Annotated in this window: 41 protein-coding genes and 1 riboswitch; of the genes, 6 read left to right on the plus strand and 35 right to left on the minus strand. The window is 41.3% G+C overall.

All coding sequences use genetic code 11. From position 1 onward, the window contains the following. Positions 1–10: 10 nt before the first annotated feature. The 27 genes from M3221_RS13530 to M3221_RS13660 all read right to left on the minus strand — a co-directional run bounded on the left by M3221_RS13530 (position 11) and on the right by M3221_RS13660 (position 18,367). A complete protein-coding gene (locus M3221_RS13530; RefSeq protein WP_251272287.1) occupies positions 11–520 on the minus strand; it encodes a phage tail assembly chaperone in 510 nt (169 codons plus the stop codon). 65 nt (positions 521–585) lie between these two features. Further along, positions 586–993: a phage tail tube protein gene (locus tag M3221_RS13535; protein WP_251272288.1), complete on the minus strand. Its 408-nt coding sequence runs from the start codon at positions 991–993 to the stop codon at positions 586–588. 18 nt (positions 994–1,011) lie between these two features. Further along, positions 1,012–2,430 (minus strand): phage tail protein, encoded by a 1,419-nt coding sequence (locus tag M3221_RS13540; RefSeq protein ID WP_251272289.1) that lies wholly within the window; start codon positions 2,428–2,430, stop codon positions 1,012–1,014. Beyond that, a complete protein-coding gene (locus tag M3221_RS13545) occupies positions 2,430–2,639 on the minus strand; it encodes a YqzN/YkzM domain-containing protein (RefSeq protein WP_251272290.1) in 210 nt (69 codons plus the stop codon). The genes M3221_RS13540 and M3221_RS13545 overlap by 1 nt, the downstream gene beginning before the upstream one ends. Positions 2,640–2,653: 14 nt before the next feature. Next, positions 2,654–3,124, minus strand: coding sequence for a hypothetical protein (locus tag M3221_RS13550; RefSeq protein WP_251272291.1), 471 nt, complete (start codon positions 3,122–3,124; stop codon positions 2,654–2,656). Between the two features lie 14 nt (positions 3,125–3,138). Next, complete coding sequence (locus M3221_RS13555) at positions 3,139–3,636, minus strand: HK97 gp10 family phage protein (RefSeq protein ID WP_251272292.1); 498 nt, start codon at positions 3,634–3,636, stop codon at positions 3,139–3,141. Beyond that, on the minus strand, positions 3,633–4,028 hold the full coding sequence (locus M3221_RS13560; RefSeq protein WP_251272293.1) for a hypothetical protein: 396 nt from the start codon (positions 4,026–4,028) through the stop codon (positions 3,633–3,635). The genes M3221_RS13555 and M3221_RS13560 overlap by 4 nt, the downstream gene beginning before the upstream one ends. Before the next feature lie 15 nt (positions 4,029–4,043). Beyond that, complete coding sequence (locus tag M3221_RS13565; protein ID WP_251272294.1) at positions 4,044–4,349, minus strand: DUF7210 family protein; 306 nt, start codon at positions 4,347–4,349, stop codon at positions 4,044–4,046. 50 nt (positions 4,350–4,399) lie between these two features. Continuing rightward, a complete protein-coding gene (locus tag M3221_RS13570; RefSeq protein WP_251272295.1) occupies positions 4,400–5,404 on the minus strand; it encodes a major capsid protein in 1,005 nt (334 codons plus the stop codon). 31 nt (positions 5,405–5,435) lie between these two features. Then, positions 5,436–5,840, minus strand: coding sequence for a hypothetical protein (locus M3221_RS13575; protein WP_251272296.1), 405 nt, complete (start codon positions 5,838–5,840; stop codon positions 5,436–5,438). Between the two features lie 23 nt (positions 5,841–5,863). Further along, positions 5,864–6,616, minus strand: coding sequence for a hypothetical protein (locus M3221_RS13580; RefSeq protein WP_251272297.1), 753 nt, complete (start codon positions 6,614–6,616; stop codon positions 5,864–5,866). Between the two features lie 203 nt (positions 6,617–6,819). Further along, the gene (gene gvpU / locus M3221_RS13585; protein ID WP_251272298.1) at positions 6,820–7,263 is read right to left on the minus strand and encodes a gas vesicle accessory protein GvpU; all 444 of its coding nucleotides are present in this window, start codon (positions 7,261–7,263) and stop codon (positions 6,820–6,822) included. Between the two features lie 59 nt (positions 7,264–7,322). Beyond that, positions 7,323–8,417, minus strand: coding sequence for a minor capsid protein (locus tag M3221_RS13590; RefSeq protein ID WP_251272299.1), 1,095 nt, complete (start codon positions 8,415–8,417; stop codon positions 7,323–7,325). 11 nt (positions 8,418–8,428) lie between these two features. Then, on the minus strand, positions 8,429–10,042 hold the full coding sequence (locus M3221_RS13595) for a phage portal protein (protein ID WP_251272300.1): 1,614 nt from the start codon (positions 10,040–10,042) through the stop codon (positions 8,429–8,431). A gap of 140 nt (positions 10,043–10,182) precedes the next feature. Continuing rightward, positions 10,183–10,386, minus strand: a complete 204-nt coding sequence (locus M3221_RS13600; protein WP_251272301.1) for a hypothetical protein — start codon at positions 10,384–10,386, stop codon at positions 10,183–10,185. Further along, positions 10,379–10,984 carry a hypothetical protein gene (locus M3221_RS13605; protein ID WP_251272302.1) on the minus strand — a complete coding sequence of 202 codons (606 nt, stop codon included), beginning with the start codon at positions 10,982–10,984 and terminating at the stop codon, positions 10,379–10,381. The genes M3221_RS13600 and M3221_RS13605 overlap by 8 nt, the downstream gene beginning before the upstream one ends. A gap of 14 nt (positions 10,985–10,998) precedes the next feature. Next, positions 10,999–12,402 (minus strand): terminase B, encoded by a 1,404-nt coding sequence (locus M3221_RS13610; RefSeq protein WP_251272303.1) that lies wholly within the window; start codon positions 12,400–12,402, stop codon positions 10,999–11,001. Then, entirely contained in the window at positions 12,395–13,294 is a 900-nt protein-coding gene (locus tag M3221_RS13615; RefSeq protein ID WP_251272304.1) for a terminase small subunit, read from the minus strand. The genes M3221_RS13610 and M3221_RS13615 overlap by 8 nt, the downstream gene beginning before the upstream one ends. Positions 13,295–13,332: 38 nt before the next feature. Beyond that, positions 13,333–13,674, minus strand: coding sequence for an ImmA/IrrE family metallo-endopeptidase (locus M3221_RS13620; protein ID WP_251272305.1), 342 nt, complete (start codon positions 13,672–13,674; stop codon positions 13,333–13,335). A 65-nt stretch (positions 13,675–13,739) separates the two neighbouring features. Then, on the minus strand, positions 13,740–14,375 hold the full coding sequence (locus M3221_RS13625; protein ID WP_251272306.1) for a hypothetical protein: 636 nt from the start codon (positions 14,373–14,375) through the stop codon (positions 13,740–13,742). 122 nt (positions 14,376–14,497) lie between these two features. Further along, positions 14,498–15,145: a hypothetical protein gene (locus tag M3221_RS13630; protein WP_251272307.1), complete on the minus strand. Its 648-nt coding sequence runs from the start codon at positions 15,143–15,145 to the stop codon at positions 14,498–14,500. An 80-nt stretch (positions 15,146–15,225) separates the two neighbouring features. Next, positions 15,226–15,465, minus strand: coding sequence for a hypothetical protein (locus tag M3221_RS13635; protein WP_251272308.1), 240 nt, complete (start codon positions 15,463–15,465; stop codon positions 15,226–15,228). 322 nt (positions 15,466–15,787) lie between these two features. Next, positions 15,788–16,321: a helix-turn-helix domain-containing protein gene (locus M3221_RS13640; protein ID WP_251272309.1), complete on the minus strand. Its 534-nt coding sequence runs from the start codon at positions 16,319–16,321 to the stop codon at positions 15,788–15,790. A 38-nt stretch (positions 16,322–16,359) separates the two neighbouring features. Next, positions 16,360–16,683, minus strand: coding sequence for a hypothetical protein (locus tag M3221_RS13645; protein WP_251272310.1), 324 nt, complete (start codon positions 16,681–16,683; stop codon positions 16,360–16,362). A gap of 50 nt (positions 16,684–16,733) precedes the next feature. Continuing rightward, positions 16,734–16,823, minus strand: a riboswitch (cyclic di-GMP riboswitch). Between the two features lie 141 nt (positions 16,824–16,964). Further along, positions 16,965–17,456 carry a sigma-70 family RNA polymerase sigma factor gene (locus tag M3221_RS13650; protein ID WP_251272311.1) on the minus strand — a complete coding sequence of 164 codons (492 nt, stop codon included), beginning with the start codon at positions 17,454–17,456 and terminating at the stop codon, positions 16,965–16,967. Between the two features lie 13 nt (positions 17,457–17,469). Further along, positions 17,470–17,676, minus strand: coding sequence for a hypothetical protein (locus M3221_RS13655; RefSeq protein WP_251272312.1), 207 nt, complete (start codon positions 17,674–17,676; stop codon positions 17,470–17,472). A gap of 517 nt (positions 17,677–18,193) precedes the next feature. After that, a complete protein-coding gene (locus tag M3221_RS13660) occupies positions 18,194–18,367 on the minus strand; it encodes a DUF3954 domain-containing protein (RefSeq protein ID WP_251272313.1) in 174 nt (57 codons plus the stop codon). A 205-nt stretch (positions 18,368–18,572) separates the two neighbouring features. On the opposite strand from M3221_RS13660, the gene M3221_RS13665 reads away from it, so the two are divergent. The 3 genes from M3221_RS13665 to M3221_RS13670 all read left to right on the plus strand — a co-directional run bounded on the left by M3221_RS13665 (position 18,573) and on the right by M3221_RS13670 (position 19,389). After that, a complete protein-coding gene (locus M3221_RS13665) occupies positions 18,573–18,740 on the plus strand; it encodes an aspartyl-phosphate phosphatase Spo0E family protein (RefSeq protein WP_251272314.1) in 168 nt (55 codons plus the stop codon). Between the two features lie 190 nt (positions 18,741–18,930). Continuing rightward, positions 18,931–19,065, plus strand: coding sequence for a hypothetical protein (locus tag M3221_RS26320; RefSeq protein ID WP_285880497.1), 135 nt, complete (start codon positions 18,931–18,933; stop codon positions 19,063–19,065). Positions 19,066–19,221: 156 nt separating this feature from the next. Next, the gene (locus M3221_RS13670; protein WP_251272315.1) at positions 19,222–19,389 is read left to right on the plus strand and encodes an aspartyl-phosphate phosphatase Spo0E family protein; all 168 of its coding nucleotides are present in this window, start codon (positions 19,222–19,224) and stop codon (positions 19,387–19,389) included. Positions 19,390–20,305: 916 nt separating this feature from the next. On the opposite strand, the gene M3221_RS13675 is transcribed toward M3221_RS13670, so the two are convergent. Further along, positions 20,306–20,545 carry a hypothetical protein gene (locus M3221_RS13675; protein ID WP_251272316.1) on the minus strand — a complete coding sequence of 80 codons (240 nt, stop codon included), beginning with the start codon at positions 20,543–20,545 and terminating at the stop codon, positions 20,306–20,308. Continuing rightward, complete coding sequence (locus M3221_RS13680; RefSeq protein ID WP_251272317.1) at positions 20,542–20,940, minus strand: hypothetical protein; 399 nt, start codon at positions 20,938–20,940, stop codon at positions 20,542–20,544. The genes M3221_RS13675 and M3221_RS13680 overlap by 4 nt, the downstream gene beginning before the upstream one ends. Before the next feature lie 319 nt (positions 20,941–21,259). Here M3221_RS13680 and M3221_RS13685 point away from each other — a divergent pair, with 319 nt between their 5' ends. Together M3221_RS13685 and M3221_RS13690 are read left to right on the plus strand one after the other, a co-directional pair. Next, entirely contained in the window at positions 21,260–21,478 is a 219-nt protein-coding gene (locus tag M3221_RS13685) for a hypothetical protein (protein ID WP_251272318.1), read from the plus strand. A 292-nt stretch (positions 21,479–21,770) separates the two neighbouring features. Beyond that, entirely contained in the window at positions 21,771–21,941 is a 171-nt protein-coding gene (locus M3221_RS13690) for a hypothetical protein (protein ID WP_251272319.1), read from the plus strand. 565 nt (positions 21,942–22,506) lie between these two features. On the opposite strand, the gene M3221_RS13695 is transcribed toward M3221_RS13690, so the two are convergent. Beyond that, a complete protein-coding gene (locus tag M3221_RS13695; protein ID WP_251272320.1) occupies positions 22,507–22,944 on the minus strand; it encodes a RusA family crossover junction endodeoxyribonuclease in 438 nt (145 codons plus the stop codon). A 167-nt stretch (positions 22,945–23,111) separates the two neighbouring features. Here M3221_RS13695 and M3221_RS13700 point away from each other — a divergent pair, with 167 nt between their 5' ends. Then, positions 23,112–23,315 carry a hypothetical protein gene (locus M3221_RS13700; RefSeq protein ID WP_251272321.1) on the plus strand — a complete coding sequence of 68 codons (204 nt, stop codon included), beginning with the start codon at positions 23,112–23,114 and terminating at the stop codon, positions 23,313–23,315. On the opposite strand, the gene M3221_RS13705 is transcribed toward M3221_RS13700, so the two are convergent. Genes M3221_RS13705 through M3221_RS13725 form a run of 5 tightly spaced genes read right to left on the minus strand, consistent with a single transcriptional unit; the run spans position 23,312 to position 25,651 of the window. Beyond that, on the minus strand, positions 23,312–23,533 hold the full coding sequence (locus tag M3221_RS13705) for a hypothetical protein (RefSeq protein WP_251272322.1): 222 nt from the start codon (positions 23,531–23,533) through the stop codon (positions 23,312–23,314). The two genes, M3221_RS13700 and M3221_RS13705, sit on opposite strands and share 4 nt — an antisense overlap. A gap of 14 nt (positions 23,534–23,547) precedes the next feature. Then, positions 23,548–23,703, minus strand: coding sequence for a hypothetical protein (locus M3221_RS13710; RefSeq protein WP_251272323.1), 156 nt, complete (start codon positions 23,701–23,703; stop codon positions 23,548–23,550). Beyond that, positions 23,700–23,912, minus strand: coding sequence for a hypothetical protein (locus M3221_RS13715; RefSeq protein ID WP_251272324.1), 213 nt, complete (start codon positions 23,910–23,912; stop codon positions 23,700–23,702). The genes M3221_RS13710 and M3221_RS13715 overlap by 4 nt, the downstream gene beginning before the upstream one ends. Continuing rightward, positions 23,905–24,819 carry an ATP-binding protein gene (locus tag M3221_RS13720; RefSeq protein WP_251272325.1) on the minus strand — a complete coding sequence of 305 codons (915 nt, stop codon included), beginning with the start codon at positions 24,817–24,819 and terminating at the stop codon, positions 23,905–23,907. Before M3221_RS13720 ends, M3221_RS13715 begins: the two co-directional genes overlap by 8 nt. Continuing rightward, positions 24,746–25,651 carry a hypothetical protein gene (locus M3221_RS13725; protein ID WP_251272326.1) on the minus strand — a complete coding sequence of 302 codons (906 nt, stop codon included), beginning with the start codon at positions 25,649–25,651 and terminating at the stop codon, positions 24,746–24,748. The genes M3221_RS13720 and M3221_RS13725 overlap by 74 nt, the downstream gene beginning before the upstream one ends. Between the last annotated feature and the right edge of the window lie 163 nt (positions 25,652–25,814).

Genomic DNA, 25,814 nt, shown 5'->3' on the forward strand with positions numbered 1-25,814 from the left:
TTCGAAGCAATTAGTTTTTTGCTTTTTTACTCAAGTCCTCAGCTTCATCATCGAAGCCGGAAATGTCCTGTACAACCATTGCTGCAGCTGTAATTTCACCAGGAAACAGCAGCTCTTTTACTGCCTGATCTGCAGTTTGTACACCTAATTTTTTCAAAAGGCTTTTATCCTTGAAACTAAAGTTAGAACGCTGATCTTTATGAACAGCAGCAATGATCACGCGGATCATCAGCTTGTCATCATCAATCTGCGGTGCATACCGCTTGTTTGGCAGCTTATCCATGTATGTGCAGTCTTTTTTAATCTGCGCATGCTCATCTGGAGTAAGTGATGTAATAGGAATCTTTCCGCCTAAGCGCTCAGCCTTAATGACTCCTTCTTTTGTTTGAGTTAAAATTTTAGGATCTTTGCCCAGCACATCCTCAAGAGATACAAAGAAAAGCTCATCATTTTCATCCATCAATTCCGCTTCAATTAGCTCCTCATTTGTTACATCTTTTACAGCTGTATTTTCTGGCATTGTTTATTCCCCTCTCGGTTAAATGTGTTTTAAATAAAGAAAAAAGGACGCATTTTCGCGTCCTGTTAAATCATATAAGCCAGGTATTCAGCATCGTCAGCAGTCCAATCGAGATCAAACTCTACTAATTCTTCTAAGCTGTAACCCAGCAACGGCGTACCATCAAAACTTACGCCTTTATATAGAATGGCTTCCTCTCCGTTCGGACCTGGCCGTTTCAGCTTTCCGATATAGTTATATTTTGCTTCTGGATTTTCGAAAATCTTCTTTTGAAGGCGGCTATCCATCTTCAAAATTGTTGCACTTCCAGAGATTGTTCCATTTAAAACTTCATGCTTTTTGTAAAATTTTCCTGGAATCAGGTATTCCTGCTTTTCGAATTCAGCAGTAGATTCGAATTCTTGTGTGCCCTGTACTTGATCCCCTTCTTCATCGTACAAAAAGCCAAATAGACCATTAATTGGTTTCGGCATATATTATCGACTCCTTTCTTATGCGCTGAAAGAAACGTTAAATTTCTGATAGATTTTTTCCATACTGTCGATCGGCTGGATAGTAGAAGCAAAGTACGCTTCGTCAATCTTCGGTGTGTATGCCGCATTTTCTCCATGCCATTCAGGATCCGGCGCGTATGTAGCCCCTGGATGAAGAACTTCCTGCGTGATCATCGGTCCGAAGTATTCTGTAGTGATTGCAGCACCATAAGCGACACGCGCTTCAACAGTATTGTTTTTGTTTTTCTTGTAAGCTTGGCCGAATTTTTCTGTATCCGCTGCGATTTGATCCAGCGTATTGCTGACGCGAATTTTCCCAAACTCTTCACGTTCATTTTCTGGGTCATTGACAACTGTAAAGGTATTAACGCCTTCGTCAATTTCTACAGTATCGCCGTTTTGTACAAGCACTAATGTACCTGCGCGCTTGGCTGCGATACGCTGATCAGGCGTCAATTTCTTGTTCACTTTGTCATAAGGAATCGTTTCATCCGTGATCGAACGATTCAATGCTACAGAAGCAACACGGGCCGCAATGAAAAGTGCAATTTCTGAAGGTGGGTATCCATCAACTCCCATTGCTACATTGACGATAGAGCGGTTGTTATATTCGCGGCTAACAACATGTGCAACATCCTGGTTTGTTTCCCAGCTTGCAGGACCGCCGTTTACAAATGTGATGTATGCACCGTTTGCACGGGCACGCATTAGCCAAGATTCATAGGTCGCAACCTCAGCGGCATCTGTGTAGTCATCCATTGCAATCGCTTTTGCACGACCATCAGCTTCAATTTCTGTACGGAAAGCAAGGTGCTGTGAAGCTGTAATATCCTGGCCATTATGCCCTCCTGCGAATGTAACCCCTGCATTATTAGCTGGAAGATTTGCTCCAGCTGTGCGGACCCGGAAGTAGTTTGTCGCATCGATTGCTTCCCGAAGTTCGACCACGGAAGACCCTTCCACGTTCGCAATCTCGCTACCATTTTCCGTAAACTCGATCCGTTTGCCGCCGCTTAATGTATCGATGACACGCGCCACGAAAGGACGCGTGGTCGGATATAAAGTGTCAATAATTAGTGACGTCGCCGGTGTGCCCGCCCCGTCTGTTAATGTGATAGACGCGACTTTTGCACTTGTAGAAGCCATACGGTACGCAAGTACGATGTAAGGATTTCCACGGAATGCGTGATTGTAGATGCGTTTAGCAGTGAGTGCTGTTTTGCTGCCGTTAAAAAGCGTATCGAATTGTGTATCTCTGGATACATCAGTCAGCACGTTCACTGGCCCCCAGTCAGACGTAAATGGGTAGGCGACAATACCACGCGTACCCTGCTCATTCGCTTCACGAACCGCTTGGATTGTGCTGTATACACCTGAAAGGTCTTTATGCTGACCCTGCGTGTATGTTCCTGCCATTATTTACCACCTTCCTTTTTTGCTGATTTTGGCCGATTTAAGAACTTATCGATCGCTGCTTCAGCTTCTTCTTTTGTAGCTTCTTTTTTGTCGTACAGCGCGCCGCGTACAATTTCAGGCGGCACGCCAAAAACCGCCGCATTCGCCATTAAGTAGTCAATGGTATACGACGTTACAGGTGCTGCTTCTACTTTTTTAGCTGTTGCCAATGTGAAGACCTCCTTTAATTAATCGGCTTTACGATCACCCTGCTATGTACTGCAGTAGCTGGACCTGGCAATTCCGGCTGTTCTCGCTCATGTACCGCGTTATATCGGACTACGATGGGAACATCTAGATTTTGAGCTGTGCTTGTCTCCAGATCCACGTCGATCAAATAACCGATGATGGAAGCAGAAGCATCGCTTGTTTCGTAAACAGGAATCTCATTCATTTTGTCATGAAGATCCTGTTCAAGTTTGCTGATCAGCTCTCCGTATTCCTGCAAGTTTTGAACATACAGCTTGCCGTACTGTGCTGCTGTCTTTAAGCGGGTGTAATTATCCCAGTAACGGCCGCTTGACCGGCTAGGAATTTCCCACAATACAACAGGCCGCGCTACTTTTGGTGGTGCTTCACTTAATTGATAGGATCGCAATCCTGCTGTTTTGAAAAGCCACCGCTGCAGAGCATCTATTTCCTGCACAAAATTCATAGACATCCCCCTTTCTATCCAAGTAAATCGCGGTACATACGGCGAAATTCAAAGTCTATGATCGTTCGCATGTCATCTTCAATGAGATCCATTGCCCTTTCAAACATGCGGGCACCAGGAATCACTTTTCCTATCAAAACCATTCCGCTATTATGGTTCGGAATGTAGTGAAAGGTATCACCTTTCCATTCCCCTGGCACAAAACGTCCTTCCTGCTGCTCAAATCCATCGTTGATGTATTGCGCATATTCAACAGCGGTACCAGTGAACACATAGCTGTTGCCGCCCACTTTAATCTCAAAAACATTGTCTGAATGACCTACAGACATGGACTCTTTTAAGCGTCCTGTTTTCGCAGGCGTGAAATCGTCCAGGTGCTCTTGAAATCGGAGCCCTGTAGATCGCAAAATGCGATCCTGCGCTTTATCCCATGCAGGACCGCCCATTTGTACCAGCGCTTTCTGCCACTGTTCAAGCCCTTCAACGTTGAAGTACCTGTTTTTCCGGCTCATAAGAACATCATACCGTTATCCTGGATAGGTGGATTTTCAGCTTCCTTCTGCAAATCAACTTTCTCTGCATAGGGGCGCAGCATTTTTTCCACCAAATCAAATGGGTTATCCGCTTTCCGGACATAGTGACCGGGCGGAGCTGCCTCGGTAATGTTTCCATTAACGGGATTTGTTTCAGCTTCTTGGCCTTCAGCGAAGATTTCAAAAGCCATTGCCACTGCAACTTTCAGTGTGTCTTCAGGAAGAGTGTCTGAAAAAACAGGCATTCCACCGATCACACTGTATGCGTAGCCGTTTGCACGGCCAAGATACATATTTACATCGCCAGCGTCCATACTGTCCGCTTTTTTGTAATATGTGGATTTCAGCTCATTGGCTGTTAAATAATTCATAAGAGCACCCCTTTATTACAGGGCGTCTACTTTGCCCTGCTCAATGATCGCATCGATCACTTTTGCTTTTGTGGCATTAGCGGCAAATTCAACACCTGCTGCTTCAGCTGCTTTTTTTAGATCAGCTAGATCGCTGTATTTTTCATCCAAAGCCTGGCGTACAACATCTTCATCAGCTGGCCGAACTTCACGGGCTGTCTGTTCTTTAATCAAGGATTTTGCACTTTTTTCAGGAAGCTCAATTACTTCACCTTTTGCAATTTCTTCACCGTTATAAGTAATTGGAGCGTCTAATACTACAGAAATAGTTTTATTAGCCATTTTTTTGTCTCCTTTCACAGTAAAAGAAGGAGCAATGCCCCTTCTCTGGATTAAGCTAAAATTGTTGTGATCCCAACTAGGTCAGGGCTAGTGATTTTCGGGAAGCTGGAAGCCACAACCTCGATGATGTCGCGCATTGGACGCTCTTCACGGATTGTACGTCCAAAGATACCAGGATTCATGCCATTTTCAACTGTAGGACCAAGCAGCTGTGAACCAATTTCGCCACCTTCACGAAGGAAGATGCCTTTGTTTTCGGCAAGCAGGCGCTGTGTCACACGTTGCCCCTGGTTATTTACATCACGGTATGTAACAGAGCTGTCAAACGCTTCAATACGCGGCATCTGACGGTCTTCAAGAAACGCATTGAGCTCTGAAATTGTAACGAGCTTGTCAGATAGCCCGGTAATTTGCTTGCGAGCATCTCCGTTTGCCAACCATGTACGGATTGCTTTAATAGAAGTTACATAAGTAGATGGTAGAACACCATTATTATCGAGGTATTCTTGTACCCAGGATTCATAGTCTGCCAGGATCGTAGCGCCAACATCATTCCAGCGGATGCCCGCTACCTTTTTCATGTTGATGCCGAACGGCTGCGTCACGTAAATACCGTTTTTAGCGTATGTAATTCCGTCATTACCAAGAGCCTGCCAGCGCATCCACTCAATACGAGCATCAACGTTTTCTTTAATCTGACGCGCTTTACCAAGCAGCTGCTTCTCTGCAATTTTCTTCTTACCAGAATTGCCTTTATCCATCACTGCAGCCATTTCCTCTTTTGTTACGATATACGCCTGGGCAATATCCGCGATTTCACCGGATACGTGGCGCATTGGATCGCGGTCAGTTAATGGAATTTCAGCATCCAGGCTGACGATATTCGCCATATCTGCTTGATGTGTTACAACAGATTCATGGAATTTTGTTTCATACGTCTCCTCGATCGGAAGGAAACGAGCTCCGATGTGATCTTTTTTTACTGGAATTTCTCTAATGGTTTCAGAGAAAAGCGGATTCGAAAAGAATTCGCTGTATTGTGCTAAACCAGCCATATAAGAATGACCCCTCTCTATTTTTCGTTAATTATTGAGTGATAAAGCTGACTTGAGGCATTTTTGCTTCAAAAGCATCTGTACGGCCGTATAACATTCCGCGATATACAGAACCATGAATCATGGCTGCACCTACAATCACATCTGCGTTTCCGCCGCCATCTTTAGGCTCGAACTGAACAGACGTATCAAGAATGACTGGATCACTCTTACCTTCAGGAAACGTGCCTGCTGTCGCTTCTGCGTACTTTTCATACTTGCCTGTTGTCTTGTCTTTCACAAGGCACTGACCTTCCACAATCAGCTCGTTAGCATCGAATTTTGAGCCATCCAATGTAATCCCGTTGACCACATATGTATAATGCGAACTTGCCTTGATTTCGCGGCCGCCTGTCGTAGAAATACGGCGGATTTGACCTGTAAATTGTCCTGGCATTTTCAAGATCCTCCTTTAAGGAATTAATTTTGCGGTGTATCAAAGCCCATAAGCTTCAATGCATTCGCTTTTTGAGCGGCTGCTTTCTCCGCTGCGGTCTGTTGCTGACCTGCCCCGCCTGGAGGCTTACTGTTCAGATCATCATCACCTTGATCTTCGCGTTTTTCCTCTTCGGGTTTTTTGTTGAATAAGTTTGGTTCTTCAGCTGCAATCTGTTTAATGGCACGCGTTACGCTCTTAGGATCAAGTGCGTTCGTCTCTTCATCAAAATCAAGAAGGTGCGAATAATCAGCATTCAGCGCACGGACAACCTGTGCTGGGTTTACCGGATTGTATTTGCCTGCCGCCTTCAAAACAGCATTTTCAACAGTCAGAGAACGGTGTGACGGCTCCAATTCGTCGTAAGCCGCTGCTTTCCGGCGCAATTCCTTTAATTCGGTGTTTGTTTCTTTCTCCTTGCCTACACCGGCTGCAGCAAGCTCTGCCACAGAATCAAGCAGTTCAAGCGGTTTAATGTTTGATACATCGACACCCGCTTTTTTCATTGCCTGACGGACCATCTGGCGGGCTTTCTTTACAATGGCGGAATCCATATCAGACTGCGTGTAAATTGGCTTTTCGTCTCCGCTATCACCTGGATCAAAATCAGCCGCTTCATCGTGCTCTTCCTGAGTGATTTCTTCCTCATTTAAAAGTGCCTGCAGCTTAGCAGTGTATTCAGCTTCAGTGATTTTCCCAGCGCGGTAGTCCGCTTGAAGTTTTTTTAACTTATTCATGATTACTCCTTCTGCAGTTTTTCTGCCCTGCGGCATGAATCTGCCCTGTTTATTGGCACAGGTAGCCGTGTATTTGCCTTGGTATAAACGCCAAGTCGCCTCATTTCAGACATTCCGGATATTAGAAGCCTCCGGTATGCTAGGGCAAGATTTAGGCAACAAAAAAAGGACCAATTCAATTGGTCCTCATAGAAATATTGTGTTTATTTTGGCGAGAAGTTTCCTAGTGTAAAACCACTAACATCTGATAATTTTCCTCGCCACCAAAAACCTTCACCTTCGTTTGGCAATGTTCCATTTGAGTCATAAAATTTCGCATTTTTCAAGTGAATAAAATTTGGTTGCAAATCTTTTCCAGACTCCTCAGAGTCTGTCTTACCTTTTTCATAGTTTTCAGAGGCTGTATCGAAAAATCCAGCTAAAACTTCACCGAATTCTTGATTTGTCTGGATAGATCGAAACATTTCAGCTTTCCCTTTCAAGAAAGTTTTGTAACCTACAAGAAGACCAGAAACGATAGTGCCTCTTACATTTAATGTAATGCCTATTTCTACCCCTTCTTGTTGATTTAGCATATATACAAGAGTATCTAATAAAAAATCTTTCTTGTAGTAATCGTCTGCTACTTGCACAGAATTTTCTTCCATTTTTACACAACCCTTCCTTATGATTCTTTTAATATATCACAAGAAAAGGAAATAACAGCTTAAGCAGCCCCGAAAAAGTCTGCTGGAATATCTGCCTCAGTTTCACCGCGGCGCAAGTAATTCCTTGGATTTGCATTTCGTACCGCTTCATCCACATCCGGAAGACCGCGCTCTTTCGCATACTCTTTATACGTTCGCGCCTTTGTATAAATACGGTTGCCATCCTGATCCCGGGCAATCCTTTCTTTTGTAGAAATGCCGAGAGCAGATAAAACAGGTGACCACTTACACCGACAGTTTGGGTGATTCGGAATCCTCTTGCCTGGCTGTCCTGGATTTTCAGGAGTGTCATAGGAGAGAGAAAAAATCTCTCCGTCGTTTTGAGCATCCTTTTCAGCTGTTACCAGGTCTAATATGGCATTCCAACGTTTACCGTCCATGATGTCAGCATTCTGCATGTAAGAATGATTGGCACCTTGTGCAGCTGCACGCGTCATTTCGGTTCTGGCCAGGCGGACAGCATTGTAATATCCTTCTCCTGCCCGCTTTTGAATCTCCCTGGCTGTTCGGTTAATAGACCAGCCACTTCCTAGTGCTTGTTCAACGACTTGCACCATTTTATCCGCTAAATACTCTGTATTTGCCCGGATGCGGTCACTGTATGTCTTTCCGTCAGGCAGCCAGGGGTTAATGATAGCCCCGACTACATGAGCCAGCGTAAGAAGCGGTGCAGCAACTGTGACCCGAGCCGCTTGTTCCATTCCGAAAAGGTGAAAGTAATAGCTTTGCGCATAGCTGAAAGCTAGATTTACGCTCATTTTCTGCGTTTGTCGCTTTACACCCATCATTTCTATTAGGCGCTCCCGAAGACGCCCCAGACGGGCGATTTGCCGCTTCATATTGCGCATCTTTTCCTGCTTAATAGGCTGTTTTACAATCGGAACACCATTCGCATCTTGAACCAGGTTAAAAATAGCCTCAATTTCATTGCTGATATTAGTTAAAATCCGCTTCCACATAGGTTCAATTTCAGCCGCATATTTTAACTGCCGCTGTTCAAGCATTTGGGTATGCTGATCGATAAAGCCTTCAAGGTCTTTTTGCCGTCTGGCCAGAACCTTTTTATCAAGCGGGCTAGGTGGTGGCTTCGCCATGATTCACTCCTCTATTCGTCAGCGGTTTCGTCAGTTTTAGTTTCATTTGCCCCGCCAGTAGTGCTGCTTGTTGATGTTTGAGAAAACTCACCGCCGAATCCAATTGTATTCATTGCATTAGCGGCTGCACGTTTATCCTCTTCCGCTTTTTGCTTCTTCATTTCCTCTAAAGCAAGCTTCGGATCTTCAATAAACCAAAGAAGCTCATAGAGGTAAATATCAGGAACGAAGCCGATAAGCTGGCCAACGATTTGTGCAATTTCAAGGAAGTTCTGAGGCAAGTTCCGATTGATGGTGAATTGTGCCCATTCCGGTTTATATAGTACTACAGAGCTTGTTTTTTCACCTCTTAGAATAGCATAACGTTCTTCTTCAGGAACATTTGCAGCAGACAAGCGGCGCCGGTTTATAAAATCGGTTAAAACAGCGACGAGCTGCTTAATGGCAGTAGTGAGATACAGTTCTTTTTTTCCTGATTTAATATCAAGACCGCCATACTTCATCTTGATCTCAGTTGCTGTGCTGCCAGTTATATCTGTAATTTTCGGTGTAAAAGTTAATTCATGAATCGTTTCTTTCAAACGTTTCAAGTGATTTTCAACCGAATTATCGTCCTGGCTTGGTGCAATAAAGCTCGCATCACTTTCTTTGCTCTTTAGCAACAAACTGCGGGCCTTCTGCATCATCAGAACTTCTTTTTCAGCCACTTCTCGCGGTCCCATATCAATTCCTTTAAGTAAAAGAAACTGGTCAAGTATGCGGTCTACCGTATTTGCTTTATCACTCATTACATGAGCAAAGTTCTCCATCACACTAAAAACAGCACTCAGATCACTGGTGCCGGTTCTCATTGCTCGTTTGTTATAGCGTGCAGGCATCCCATTTACATACAAAGAAGCAGGAATGCGCCCTGCTTTATGTTCAACTGGATTTCCGGTTATAACTTCATTAGGATCCAGGACAAATCCAGTACCCGCAACATCAGATAAATAATAGGTGATAAAGCGGTCATCATACACTTCTACTTTTGTTCTAGTTATACCCATGTCACTGCCCGCTTCAAAGATTTGCACCTTATAGTAGCGGATCAGCAGTTTCAAGCGACCTCGACTGTCATAAACGGGAATGATTTCTTGCACCGGAAACTCCTCATAATCAATTTCTGCGTTTTCCATCCAAGCAATAATGGCACTGTAGCATGATACGCTCCCTTGCGTTAGCTGCTCCCGCAATATACGCTGGGCCTGTTCCTCTGCCAATAACGCACGTAACTCCTTGCCGTATGCCTTCACGTCTTTTTCATCTGCTTCCTCGTCTGGATCTTCAAATGTCCAGACAATCGGTTTGCCAAGCATGTAATCAACTACCGTGTCTATTACTACTTGTGCATATGAAGCCTGCAGCTTATGGTTTATCTCATCGCCTCTTTCTTTCGAGCGCTTATTGATCGACTCCATATCAGTGTCATACGCTTCCTGCAGGGCATCAATGCGTTCTTCTTTAAGCCATTTTCCATGCTGTTGGATTAACCCAGCAAGCCAGGAGCCGTTTCCCTGAATCCATTTTTCAGCAGCTTCTTTAGTCGCTTCAGTAATTGGAGCAGGTACTATATTTAAAACAGCCATTTAGCGCCTCCTTTCTTCTGTAATCAAAAAGCGTACAGTTTAAAACATCCATAAAATTCCCTTCACAGTACCTGAGACAATCAAGGCTACAATGCATCCTAGAACGATTCCCGCAAATAACGTTGACATTTTATCCTTCATTACCGCTTCATCCTCGCTTTCACAATTAAAAAATGACCGCCTTGGAAGCGGTCATCGAAAGCACGCTGTATTGTGTAGCTGCCGCAATTCTGGCAGGTTGTTTTTGATGTAAGCTTGTCCATCCAGCGGAAGGATAGTTCCTTTAATTCTTCTGTCGCTTCTACTTCAAGCCCACAATTACCACATTTCCATTGCTTACTCATGTTCAAGCTCCTTGTTCCAACCAAGAAAAGCCTGTGCATTTGGTTCATGATTTTCAGCGTCCGGCGGTTTCTTCCCTTCCTCTTGAGCAACTTTTTCTAAATAGCTCATTGCTGTACTATGCGTAAGCTGAGAAGGAGGCAACACAATTTGATACTCAGAAATACCTTGCTTCTTGAGATACTCTTCTGTAAGACTAATCAGCGCATCATCAGCTAACATTTCACTTACTGGACGGTTGTTCGCTTCCATTGGCAGGACATAAAAGACTCCTTCGTATGAGAGCGACAGGCCGCTCAATGTAAGCATGACTCCCAAATAGTTAAATTCTGCTGTGCGGAATACACTGACCCCGCCTGCTTCTTTTGGAGGCTCTGGCTGAGGCGGCTCCACCACTGGTTCTTCTTTGTTTTTCCAAATACGGATATGCTGATATTCAGCCGATGTGCCAAGATCGATAAAGTGATCATCTGCTTTTGCTATCTCCTGGCTAGTGGCATATTTAATTGCCTGGCTATATGCTGCACCAATGTCCGGATAATTGGTTAGATTGAATTGATACACCTCGCCCGCCTTTTTAATTTCAGCAACAAAGTTCATGGCACCTGTCCTCCTTAGAATGGTCTTTCGAATGCGTAAGCACCTGTATCCTTACCTGTAGCAAACGACAAAACGACCGCATCCGCTCTATCCGGCGAAGGCAGCCCTCTCTTTTTCATATCTTCTTTCCGCTCGATCGCAATCTTCCCTTTTGGAGTCATGCGATACTTACGCGTTGTCAGCTGGCTAATAAGTTTTTCATCATCCGGCAATTCAAGATCAAGCGGTTTTCCCTGTATGTGGCCAGAAAAGCTCTCTTCCAACACTTCACGAAGAGCGGCCCATGTTTCAGTTGCTTTATTATCGTAATGGTCATCATCTGACGCCCATCCGTTGTTAATTGGCTCTACTTTATAAGGCAGCCGCTGACGGTAAACTTCTTCTTCCAGCTCATCCGTCACACCACCGCCGACACCGCTGTCATCCACTCGGATAATTACGTTACGGATGAAAGGATACTGCTTGCGCATCTCCAAGGCTTTTGCCAACACATGACCGGTTGTTTTTGTTGTCCCCTGCTTTGAATGCACTTGGAGATCAAACACTTTACCGCCGATCCGTGGTGCAATAACCGTCTCATCGTCCCCGTAACGGGCTACATCGACGCCAAGATATAAAGTATCTCCTGCAGCAGAAATACCGGCTCCTTTAGCCAGTTCTGCAAATTCAAGCGGAATAAAGGCATCTGCCTCTGCTTTTGGAAACTCACCGAGCACCCGGACGCGCCAAACGTCTGAGCCTTCATTATATTTCCGCTTCAGCATTTCAATGTTCTGCTTGCTTGTCCGCGGACTGTCTAAACTGGACACTTTATGCGTCTTGTATAGATCGCGATCGCGGTTATGAGAATCAAAAAACGTGCCGCTTGTTCGTGTCGGGTTTCCGCACATTAGCAGCTTATTTTCCGCACCTGATAAGGTACCGAGTATTGCTTCCATGATTGGATCCGCAACACCAGAAGCTTCATCCACGATAAAAAGCATGTAATCTTCGTGAAAGCCCTGCATGTTCTCTGGGCGTGTAGCGGTACGAGCGGTTGCAAACCAGCGCTCTTCAAAACCTGACATATAAACCCGTGTTTTGGTCCATTTTAAAAGGCTTTTCACCTTGGACCCTTCAAGCCATTTTGCTATCTCTGCCCACAGGACAGTGAACAGCTGCTCTTTTGAAGGAGCGGTACAGATCACTTTCGGATTTGGACGACAGCATAAGAACCAAATACATGCGACCGATTCAAGCCCGGTCTTTCCTACTCCCTGGCCTGAGCGAATGCTTACACGCGGATGCCCTGCCAGATCATTAAGGACCGCTCTTTGCCAATCATCCGGGTAAAAGCCTAGCATATCTTCTGCAAATGCCACTGGATCGTCCCAATATACATCGATAATGTCTGCCATTACGTTATATGGCTTACTCATTTCCGTTACCTTCTCTTAAAGCCCGGCGACGAGCGGCAACTTCCTGCACAGCTGCAACCCAGGACTGCGAATCTTCATTTTTGTTACCTCCGCCTGCCTGCTGTTGAGCAAGTTTGAGCTTTTCTTCTTCAATGCGCCGCTTGAAGTGATCAGGAAGTAGGTCCGTATATATTTCTAGCTTCTCCAGCGCCTTCATTCTGTCGGCTAACTTTACAGAAACTCCAGCTTTTCCTTTTTTAACTTCAGTAATAATAGTGCCATCGAATTCATCAGCATTTTTGAGATTTACAAAGCTGTAGTTATACGTCAATGGCTCTCCTTTTTTATTAAGGAGAGGTTCTCCCGTTCTAGGATCAAGCTGTAGCTCTTCTTTTTGTCCAAATTCTACATAGTCTTTTATGTCCGCAAAAGCAATATCTATGTATTTTTGCAGAATAGATTCAGCGTCTAACAAAATGCCTTCTGCGCGTTCCTTTTTCATGCGCTCAATTTCATTTTTAACACTAGGTTTCACTAGGGTTCTGTATCCTTCAACATTAGCTGTTGCGTAGCTGCAACCATATGCTTGGATATATGCTTTTGTGGCATTAAAATATTTTAGATAGTACAGACAGAAAAACCACTGTTTATCTGTTAATTCCGCAGAATCAGTGCTTTCTTCTTTTGCTTTTTTATTAGGTGAACGAGCCTTTTTCGTGTGCTTTTTCTTTTGTTGTACAACATTCTTTTTTGTTTGTTGTACAACATTCCATTTATCCCGTTGTTTCCAGACCGCAACTTTCTTTTCGTCTATACCTAGCTGTTCAGCGATAGCACGATTGGTTATGTTGCCTTTATGCTGCTTATAGAGCTCATGTGCTTTATCTCTGTTTGGATCACGTGGCCTGGCCATATTACATCACCGCCGCCTCCTGCCTTTAAAAAACTGTTTTATTGTTTCTTCTCAGCTTTTTTCTGCATTTCTCTTGCATAAGCATCCGCTTCGCTGTTAAATGCACTATAAAAGTCGTTTTCCTTTAATACCTGGTGTAACACCGCTCCTACACGGCGAATCATATCTTCTTCCTGTTCATCAAATCCGGCTTCGTAAAAAACACCATGCAGTACTTCATGCGTAAGTACCTGGTTTTTTCGATCTTCAGACATTGTTTCGTCCAGCTGAATAATCCCTTTATGGTAATGAATCTGACCTAGAAGACTAAAATCCTCATTCATGTTTTCTACTTTTTGGACATCATAATTAATGCTGCCGACTTTAACGTTTTCCAACATCCAATTTTTGCCTCCTAACTTTTTGATGGACTTTTAAGAAAAAAAAAAAGCACCGCGGTGGGTGCTTATTTTAGAAATTCAAATTGAATATTTTGATTGCACGTTTCCGGATAGCGGGCTGCAGATTTCCTTAGATAATCATTAGCAGCCTTCTTAACCAAGCTTAAATTCAAATTAGTAGGATTTATACGGTTAACAAATTCATCCTGTAAATCTCCTAAATTTGGTTCGCCTGCAAAAATCACATTGTAATTTTCCTCAAAAACATCGTGATAATTAAGCTTGGGTGTTCTTCCAGAAACGCTATTCATAGTAAAAGTTATTAGGTTAGCAATAGGCTTACTACTACAAATTAAAACATTAAAATTATATGCTCCGCCATCTTGTCCAGTAATGCTTTTGCAAAATTCCAAGGCCATATGAGCAAATACTTCTATTTCAGTTTCTTCGTCCGAATTTTGTATTAGATAATTAATTAAATCTTGATGGCGACCGGTAGTAAAACGACCAGTCACCCCTAGTAGCTTATTATAAATTTTAAATATCTTTTTTGCGTTTTCATCCTGTTCAATGCTAGCCAAAATTTCTCGGCCATCTATTATATCGTAATTTCTTGTAACGCTTTTTGAATCGGCACCCATTAACACATAGGGTTTTAAACCCTCTTTTGGCTTTACAGCTATCACTAATAAAACAGTCATACTTACAGCTCCTCTCATCGCTCATAATTCGACAAAAGGAGATAATTTCCTTCTTCAACTCCTTACGCTAATCGCCCCTGTATTTGGACATAAAAAATAGCACCGGTTAGGGTGCTGTATTGTTAATCCTTTCTATTGAGGAAACTATAATCCATAAATCCATTGCCAAGCTCTTTGCTGTCATAATCAAGATGGCATGTTTCTAGCATTTGGTTGCATTCTTTAATAACAGTTTTAACTATGTTGGCAATTAGCTCGACTTCTTCTTTTTCGAAAGCCTGTTTCCTTTCTTCGTCTTCCCAATCAAATTGAGAGTATTCATGACAAAATCTATAAGCTACTGCTAATTTCAGTAGCTTTTGGGTAGAGAACTCTTTTTTATCGATTATTTTTTCCGCAATGGCCAACTTATTGAAGTCGGTGATCGCATTATGTATTACTTCCTCTGTCCGCTTTGTAACCCGATTAGTAATCAAATTCCTCACTTCTTTTACTCTTTTGCTGGTTAATTCAATAAAGGGATACTCTTCAAAGGGGGTCTCTTGTCCGGAATGTCGTTTTTCAAAATATCTAACATATTCAGACTGTGAAACTATTCCGTACAGCTCTAAATAAAGCTCTTTTAATTGATTGTAACTGTGTTCCCTTTTAAACTTTCTTTTATCTTCAAACAAGTCTAACTTATTCTTTAAGTAATGAAAGATTAAATTTGTTAAGAAAGTCGCTGCAACTGTAATTACGGCTATTATTATTTTGTCTTGCATGGTCATGTCACCTGACCTCCATACATCTTACATTCATCGAGAGAAATTCTCTTCATACGAAATAGCACCCCGTAGGATGCTTATTTTCACGCATTTTCTCTTATATAGATCTGACCTCTTTGCGTTACTACAGGATTCATATAGATATTTTTAAAGAATTTGTTACCGGGACCACCAAACAGCAAGGTTAATCCTGTTGCCAACTCATTCGTTTTAATAAATTGCAACGCATTTCCAAACTCCTCTAGTTCTACACCATAATCATTTTCAGTAGGTTTTTTACCATCGTTTATGTCTGTAAGTACTCTTACTACCAAGTCAGTCATTCAATCATCTCCTTTCGCCTTATATTTCGACAAAAAGGATTCACTTTCCTCTTCCACCGACTCCAGTCATTCATGGTATCCTATTCAAGTGACATCAAAGGAGTATGCAGCATGGAAACAAAAATTGATTTAAGCATCACCTATAACATCCGTGAATACCCGGACATGAAAAGCGGCCGTTGCGATAACCGCTGCATGAAGAAAATTATCTAACCCCGCTGAATGGCAGGGTTTATTTTTTTACTCTCTCACATATACATCGGCTGTACGACAAAACAGTCTCTTTCACGAAACTAGAAAGAGACTGTTGTTTTTCTGCTCTTTAATTATTTTTAGAACGTCCATAACGACGCTCAACGCTAATGCTGCTTCTATTCAGCTTTTGAGCAATCTTTTTAAAGCTTTTCCCTTCTTCTCTCCACTTTAAGAGGTGTTCAATTTCTTTTGTCGTCCAGCGTTTATATGCCTTTATCGTCTTGTCTGTATTACTCTTACGAGCTTCATCTACCCAATCTGGTTCTGGAGGCAGCGCATGTTTTTCGACGATACTAAAATCGATTTTGTCTTGGTTTTGTTCAGCCCATTCCCAAAAAGAATTAATATCAACCAGAATAAATTTTCGCTCGTAACAAGTTATTCGTGATATTGCTTCAAGTCCATGGAACTGAACCCAATGGTATACAGTTTTTCTTTCCACATGTAAGGCTTCAGCCAGCTCACTGCCTGTTAAAAGGCCTGTTGCGTATTTTGTGTTTCCAAGACCCATTCTCTTTAATTTCAACGAAACAGCTGTCTCGCTTCGGTTAAGTTGTTTAGCGATGGCCGATAAGGAACAGTTGCCAACACGCTTCTGCAAAAAGGAAACGTCTTTTTCTGTCCATTTTCTTCCCATCTTTATTGGCCTATCCTTTTGCCTTCGAAAATAGACTGAAGCCTGGTCTCTGCTTCATGAATATCCATTGATAAACCCGTTAGAAAGGCTAAAATGTTATCTTTCTCCGAAAGTTTTCTCATGGTCTGAAATACAATAGGCTTATGCTCTTTTATCAATGTCATAACTTCAATTGTAGGCAGTACGCCTTTTTGAATATTTCCTCTTAAAAAAGACCGTAAAAACCTTACAAATACAAAAGTCGAGTCCACACTGTTGGGATAATTTTTTAATAGGACAAAGAACTTTTCAATATTTGTTTTTAATTCATTTGTTTCCTTCCGCATATTTTAACCACCTTAAATAATATTGGTCCAAATACGGAGGTACTCTCCTATTTGGCAACCCGGCTATCATGATTCATCTAATGAATGTTAGACCCGTGGCTTTGCGTCCTTACCTTTCGATAAGTTTGCCTTTTTCATTAAGAATTATATAAAAATTAAATCATGTCGAATAATGTCAAGTCAATAATTTTAGTAATTGAACCAAACAATTCAATTAAACTTACTCTTTGGCCCCAGTATTTGATTACACCATTTTTATCATTTATTTCAAGCAGCCTTTTTCACGAAACAAGAAAAAGGCTGCCGGTTTTTCGACCTTCAATTTTCCGCTCTGCCCGCTCTAAGTACGTCTGCACAGATGATTTAGTAAGCCCCAGCAACTCCGCTGTGTACTCATACGTTAACCCTTCTGCTTTTACTAATGTAAATACATCTCTTTCCCTTGCTGTTAAATCAGCCAACACATCATCCAGCAGCCATTGTTCATGCGCTGTAAGTTTTCTCTCTTCACTGGCCACTTGGTTTGGTACTACAGCTTCAATCAGTTTCGGATCCAACGTATAAGCCCCTGTCCGATCAGCTCCGCGTCTTGCATCAGGGTTCCGGCCAGACATCATCCACTGAAGAGCAAACTCTACTTCGCTGATCATGCTGTTGATGAGCGTCTTATCCTGAATATCCTGCTCCAACAATTCCGATTTTGCTTCAATAGCTGCTTTCATTTCTTTCAACGCCCGCAACGATTGTTTATATTCATAGATAAGTTTTCTCATTTAAAGTCCCCCTTTATTTATAGGCGCCGCCACGACCACGGCGAAGTGTTTTCATGTTGGTATTCATTAAATAGCGTAAATCCTGTTCAGTAAGCTTTTCTTTCTTTTTCGCAGGCTGCTTTTTATTTGCTTTGGGCTTCTGTTTTCTCTTTTGCGTTGACTTAACAGGAACAGGATTTACTTCACGCCATTGTCGCAGTTGGTCTTTCATTGTTTTCATCTTCACAACTCCTTTTCAGCCATTAAAAAAGAGCACCAAATAAACGCCACATTTGCGTTTATTCAGTGCCCTTGGGTTTTCCAATAAGCGTATTCATTTAGCTAAATCACAATTTCGAATACCTTTATTTACCGCTTGTTTTCAATATCACCCAGCGATAATATAAGTAGGTCAGTTGCTTCAAGAAATGTTAATTTAATTTTTTTAAGTTTAAATATTTTGTTCCGAAGAGACAGTCCGTTGTCTCTTCTTTTTTTGTGTTTAATTATGAATAACATTTCATGAACTGGTGCATACTTATAAAGATTCATTCTTGTTCGCCACCTAAGAAGGATCATTTTGTCTAAAGCCGAGCTCTCTGCCCGGCTTTTTTTGTGTGCTGACCGCTAAATGAGAATATATATTGACGATGGAAGAAGGAAGCGGGTTGACTCTTCTTTCTTTTTCTCTTTCAGTTTAAATTGACCATAATAATAATACGTTAAGTTTTAATAAGAGGGAATTATCACGCATTTTTTTAAAACCGTATATCCGTCTCCAGCTTAGCGTGACAAGGCTTATTTCCCTGCCAGCTGATAATTTGCTTACCATGTCCGCTTTCAGGCTTGTCGACCTCCCTTAGCTTACCGTCCTTAACCACATATACGGCGTCTTTCAATAAGTTAATTTCTGCTGTTGTTTTGATCTCCACAAGAGCGCCCCCAGTCTGTTAAAATAAGATTGTCAGTAATATTTTAAAGAGCTGAGGAACTTCCTCGGCTTTTATTTTTTTATCAAACAAAAAATGCAATCTTTTCAGAACTTTTGTCGAACATATTGTCATTTCTCTTCAAGCATCATATGATTCTTTCTGTTGTATTTTTAAATAAATAGAATCATATAGGAGAAATGACGCGATGAACAATCAATTTAATCTAGATGAGTTAGCCATTGAAATTAAAAATGTTCGCAAGTTAATGATCATCACCGGTACAAATAAAGGTCTTGGAAATAGCGAAACTATTAAATACAGTCAAGAGCTGGATAATTTAATTTTTCAATTTCAGTTACAAAGCCTGAGTTAACACTTCACCAATTAAATGTTGTTTTTGTAGATATTTTTTGAATCAAGTATGCTATAGCTGTTGAGATCCTCCTTCCACCGCTTACACTTCTATGACAATCTTTGTATGTTGAAGATCTCCTCGGCTTTTTTTGAAACTTTTTATTTTCCCCTTCGTATATAATCTCATTACATTTTGAAGGAGTACTATCATGTTTAATGAAGAAAGAATATTTTTAGGTATTTTAATTTCCGGCCTTGTTTTAGCTTTAATTGTTCCTTATTCAAGAGAAGTTATATTTAACTCGATTTCACAACTCGGCAATGTAACCATTTCTGGATTTTGATACTTATCCGAGCATCTTGATTACAATTTTCTATTTTTCAAGCCAGGGATTTCCCACGGCTTTTTTTTTTAGATTTTCCACCAAACATTCGTTTCTTTTTTGTGAAAAATATCCTATAATTTAACTAGTTTCTATTTTGAATTCAGGAGGATTTACATGAAAAACAACCAACCACTCCTTGATGATTTATCATCTCAAATTCAGAAGCTTCGTCACTTAATGGTTTTATCTGCTGATATTTATGGATTTGGTAGTTTGGAAGTATTGCGTTACAGCCAGGAACTAGATGAATTAATTATTCAGTTTCAGCTTCAAAATAGATGACTAATTGTAGAGCTGGAGTTTTCTTCAGCTTTTTTGTATAAACTTTTCTTCAATGGACCATAATGAGATTGTTATCCAAACCCACTCCTAAGCTTTCTGCAGTCAGGTCCCGCCTGGCTGTTTTTTTACGCAAACCTCAACTACCTACAGCTACTCTGTCGGTAGTTGAGGTTTGTTTGAATATTCTTATAACGGGTAACTATGCAATCAGGTCCTTCCCAAAGCGGGGTAGCTGTTAAATGGCTGCTCCGTTTTTTGTGTGGATAATTGGTTTGCTTTCCTGCTCTCTGGGTATTATCAGTAAAGTACCAACTACCCCCATCTAAAGCTTACTCATCTTTTTTTTCGGAGGGCCTTCGGTTCTTCGGCTTTTTTGTTTGTTTTTTTGATGAGTCGGGTACATTCATAGCAATAAGAATCCTATCCTAAATATGTGTGGTGGTTTTGAGATAGGAATTCTTTTTGCCGAGGTTTCTCCCTCGGCTTTTTATTTGCATAAACTCCCTAATAATGGGGCATAATGGTGCTGTCACAACCCAAATCCAACTCCAATAAATCGTAGCTTTGTCTACAGTCAGGCCGCTACCTGGCTGTTTTTTGTATATTTTTCTCTATTGTTGGAAATGATCATTATCGAGGCGTTAATCCCCTTGCGATAAATTAACGTTCTTGATAGCCTTGGAGTTTGAGAACCTCCTTGGCTTTTTCTGCATAAATTTTATCTAACGGATCATAATAATTCTGTTGGTTTCAAATCCAACTCTTACAGCTCATTACATTTCTACAGTCAGGTTCCTGCCTGGCTGCTTTTTGTTTTATTTGCATAAAAGACTCTACGATAACGTATAATGATCATGTTTTACACAGTTTGGATTTCGCTTCTTATATACAAATGCTAAAATGAAACATCACCCTCTTATTTGCAGTCAGCCGCCACCTGGCTGTCTTTTTTATGCAAATCCCATCGTTTCTTTGCTTCCTGCAGCCATCCTATCGGCAAATTAGGATAGCGACTAATAATGTTTTCCTCGGTTAAACCTTGTTTGAGATACCGCTCGTATTGCTGCTTGTTTGGCTTTGTCAGACATAGCTCATTTCTTTTGCGTTTACCGTTTTTAGAAAAACGAAGGGCATCATTTTGTTCTGCTTTTTTCACATAAACCGGCCTCTTTGATTCAAACTTTTCTTTACAATAGGTTTTAACTTCTTCTGGTGTCCATTGCTGTTTAATGACTGCTCCACGGTATGCCATTGTTGTTTTCCCCCTATCAATTCTTTAAACCACTGCTCATCCTTTGTTAAAAGTGCCAGGTCAATGAGCGCTGATTTATCCTGGTACTTGTCCCAAAAATCATCAATTGGTTCCAATTGCTCTTCTGTAAAGATGCCGGGTACTGGTGTTCTAAACTCAAATTCACCATCTTTGATCCGTATTACTTTTGTGAGTTCGATCTCATATCCTTGAAACCCGCTTTGCACAATACTGCTCACATAACCAATTACCGTCATACCGCCAATTTGTACTTTCCTCCACTCTCCTACTTTTAACAAAGTTTTCACCCCCCAGTTTTCTTACTTTCTTTATTTCACTTTTTCTCTGAATTTATTCCTTCTAAAAAATAAAGATACAAGAATATTCTTAACTGGGAACGCTTGTGTAATTTGCTATCAGAAGTATTCGGAATAAGATAGAGTGGAGCTTTACCTAATCTCCCACCCTCGCCAAGGCTGCCACCCCTTTTATTTTATTTTTCGGACGTACTGTTGAGTAAAAAGTACTAAATTGTGATATTCTAGAATGATAGACGTCTATTGGATTCTTTGAGACTTTTCTTAGTCACTTTCCTTTGATGGGAAAGGGGGTGATGAAATGTCCCTTGAAAGTATAAAGATGATGTTGGAGTTTATGCAGCATCATAGAAATACTAAAATCATTTATACTTTCAAAAATAACAACCATCCTGTAGCTTTAGTTTGTTTAAAAAACATTGGTATGATACAAATTATATTTTCTCAACTGCCAAATGAAATCAGCTACTACCATGATGCAGATGAAGCTGCATCTGTTATCGACAAACTAATAAATTAAAATTTTTTTATATTAACTCCTTTGAGATTTCAAAGGAGTTTTTTAATTGCATAGTTTCTGTCTACTGTTAAGGAGGGACAGCCCCTCCCGCGTTGATTAAGCAGCTCCGTCCTGCTCCTTCATCTTTTGGCAGATATTCCTCTTCGAACTACTCTCCCAGTGTGATCAACAAGGTTTTCCATCTAAAAAAAAGCCATTTTAGGTCTCCTTTTTCATAAACAAAAACGTTTATTCCCCAAAAAATTGGGTAACTTAAAATCGCGATATTTGTGTGTCTGGAGGTTTTCTCAATATGTCTTCAAATGAACTCTTTTTGTGGTTATTTTTATCGATTTTAGAACTCGTTCTTATCTTTCCAATCATTTTAAGAATGATGAAGTTACAAGGCTTTTCGGAATCAAAAAATAAATTTTTGGATAAGAAAATTCAAAAGCTTGAAAAAAAAGATAAATCATCTGATTAGGGTGCGTTTATATTTGTTTTACTTCTTAAACAGAAAAATGTACGAAATTGAACTTACTTTCCCATATTCATCAATTTTTTTGCATATTTCTCTACAACCACTGTTAAGAAGAGAGTACCCTCTGTACTAATTAATACCGTCCTGCTCGTCTCCTTTTTAAAAATATCCTTCATTCCAATTCCTAGTTCTTATCGAGTCTGCCACCCCTTTTACTCAATTTTCGGACGTACTGTCTAGCAAGCCAAACTTGTTTGTTTACTTCCGAACAAAAAGATGGTCGTCATAAAATTTCTCCACATTAGTTCTAGGCAGTTGGGAAAACTATAAGAAATTAACAAGGAGGAACCTTTCATGCCAAAAAAACAGTCCAGTGAAAAACTCTTTCATGTAATTTCAGGTATTATAGTAATTATAGTTACAGTCTTATATTATTGGCTTCTTGCCAGAATCCACGGCTTTCCCATGAACTAACTCCTAAGCCCATTTTATCGGTCTATTGTTAGGGAGGGAAAACCCCTCCCGTATGGATTAAGCAGCTCCGTCCTGCTCGTCTTTCTCTTCCTCTTCAGACGGATAGTTGGATTTGTTGTAATTCAGTAGGTTCAACCATTACTTCAACGCGCGGTGTGGCACTGTAAAACTTTGAAACACTTAAATCAACAACCTGGCTGTCATCCTTCCAAATAACCTGTTTCAAGGCGTCCTTTACGCCCTTTACGTAGTTATCAACGTCAGGCTTTGTAGTCGGCCGTACAATACCTGCCTCTGCATCAGCTGCTTTCTTTTTGCTAAAGCTTTTGAGTGTTGGCTTAAACACCCGGACTGTTAGTTTCAGCGGCCCTTCTAAAAGCTGGGCTGGACGATGCTGAGAAGCAACCAGCTGCACATACTTTTTAAAATCCTTTGACTTTTGAGGATCGTACATTTGAACTTTCCCATGAAAAGTTGAAGCTCTCGGTCGGCCTTGTGCAACCGGCTCACCGTAAACTGTAAATTGAATCATCTACTAAACTCCTTTCAAACTTCCTTCTCCAAAAATTCATTCAATTAATTTCTAAATCTATGCATATTTTTTAATTTTATGGGTATATTTATACAGTTTTATAAAATTGAGTATTATAAAACAGTGGTAAATTCATGAAAATAAACCTATAAAATGGAGCGTTGTTAATGAAAGAACTAACACTTGACCTATCTAAAGAATTAGGGAAATTAATTGATGAGTATTACCAATCCAGTGATCCTGAAATCAAACAACAAATTCAAAGCAAAGTTCAGTTATTAAATGAAGCTATTCTATTATGTGATCAAGCTACATCTGAGAGTGACTATAACCAGGCTGTCTGTACTTTAAAAGAGTTGGCAGTTTATTAATAATAAAGTCCTTTTGCTGTAAATTGCCGCCGTTCGCCGTTTAGGAATCGAACATCAATTGCAGCTTGCTGCGGATTAGTTTTCACTTCAATAACATTCCCAAGTCCGTACTGCTTGCGTTCCTTGTCTGTTAGAGATGATAAGTGCTTTTGATGTGCTCGAATGAATAACCTGCGTTCGGCGTCTGTTAAATGCTCATAACCTTGAATCGGTGTCATGCTGTCTTCTCTCCCTACTTATCCAGATACCAGTTGAACATCTGACGTCTGGTCATAAGTTGCGCTGGTTCTGTTTCCCCGCAAGCAATGATCAGTTCAAATACAGCCATTTCCTTGCCAGTTTGTTGATGATGATTAACAAGCAACTGGCACACTTCATATTTGTTCATGCCGCATCACCGCCTGTTTTTTCCTTTGCAAGCCGCTTACGAGCTTCTTCTATGCGTTTATCAAATGTTTTGCATCTTGCCTGCCATTCTTCATCCGTAAGAGGCTTCCGACCAGGCTGCGGCTGAAACATATACATTCCAGCGCCTTCGTATGTCACCCGGCGTGCATCACTACTTTGTAAAATGATTGAGTTTCTTTGTTCAAACATTTCTTAATCCCTCCAAACGATGATTTAGTAATTTCCGATCGCCCTCGATTACCACTATAAAATCCTGGCACATTTCGTAAATTCGGGAGCCAAGTGCTTCATCCACTTCGTCCAACTGATCAACGTCCAGCTCCGATGAAACGAGAATTGGTAGATGGTTCAGGTACCGGTAGTTAATCACCGCATACATTTGCTCGATCTGCCATTCGGTTGCCCGAGGCTTACGGTTTGTTCCCCGGCCCACTGGTTTGAACAGATCATCAATAAACAGTACATCTGCTTTTTTCATCCGATCCAGCTTAGGCGCTATCTGCTCAAAGTCTTCTTTCAAGTCATTGAAGCCTTCAACGTATGGAAAGTAGTGAACTGACACGCCTTTTTTAACGATTAGATTGTTTGAGATCGCCATCAGCAGGTGCGTCTTGCCGCTACCTGGCTGGCCAAGCAGTGCCATGCTGTTAGCACGTCCGCCGCGGGTTTTATCAAATTCTTTGTAATAATCCATCGCACAATCTTTCATGTCAGCAATGATTTCCGGCTTTCCCTCTGTATCAAAGTTCTGAAAGCCAAGACGTTTGAACTCGTCTGTAATGTCGCTGGATTTCATTAACCGATCCATCCGCACTTTCTTCACACAGTCGCATCGGACAGAATGTTTTTGCTGCCACTGATTGGCTTCTTCTGGCCCGCACACTCTCATTGAGAGAAAATCAGATTCAAGTACTATTAGCTTCGGATCTGGCACCAGCGTTCCAAGTGCCGGATTTTCTGTCCATTCAGTATCTTTATGCACACGGTAGTCAATCAGCAAACGATCTTGGCATTTCTGGCAGTTAACCTTTTTTTCTGCCGAGCCATCCGGTTTTTCCGCCGGTGAGGGAATCCCTCTTAGATGCAATTCCGCCATGATGTCCTCTAGTTTTCTGGCCATCGTCTGGTATCCTCCGTTTCGCTAGGTTTTTAGCAGCCTCTTTTGCTTCCAAGGCTTGATGATGATCAAGGATATAGTCCTTGCAGTATTTAAAGCTGGTAATCTTGCCGTTAGGCTTTCGCTTTCTGTAATCCGCAAAGCATTGTTCAAGAAATTCGATAGTTCGAGAGACCGACACTCCGTGGACGACTATCTGGGCGATTTCTTGATAATCTTCAATGCTTGGAAAACTCGGCTTGCCTTGCTGGGCTGTTTTTAAATCTGCAAATCGTTCAGCAATTAAATCAACAGGGTCAGATTCTTTAGTAGTATTAGTACTTTTGTTTATCCCTGTAATATCTTTATTAGATGCGACACTTTTGTCGCTTCTCTTGGACAAAAATGTCGTATCACTATCTGACTGATCAGACATTTTTGTCTCATCACTAGATGACTGAACCGACATATCTGGCGTATCACTCTTTTCTGATGCGACATTTTTGTCCGGCTTATTAATGTACTTTTTCGAATTTCTTACTGAAAAAATTAATCCATGAGGAGCACGGGTTGTTTTGATATACTCGTTTTTCTCCAGGTCATTGATCCATCGCTCTACTGTCTTTTCGCTGACACCGAATATCGGCGCTATATCTTTCTTCTTCAGCGGCTTATTACCTAACACGATGCCCCAGTTCACCCCGTCTCGCTCGACTTCTTTTGTTGTTGAACTGACACACCAGAGAAATAGCCACAATGCTGAACCGATCTTTTTGTAATGTTCTGGCTCCAACAAACCGGAGTACATTGGAAACGGGTAACTGTCTGGCACCAAATCACCGCCTTATTATTCTTTCCTAACCAGCACGCCGGATTTCTTTTCGATCCGGACGAGTCTTAGATGAGGATGAGAAGACTTGAAGTAGCTTCTCACCCATCGGATATACTCATTGTTGTCTTTGCTCATCTGTCGGATAAAACCAGGTATGGCCATT

It is taken from the genome of Domibacillus indicus (assembly GCF_023715895.1).
In the GTDB taxonomy this organism is placed as follows: domain Bacteria; phylum Bacillota; class Bacilli; order Bacillales; family Domibacillaceae; genus Domibacillus; species Domibacillus indicus_A.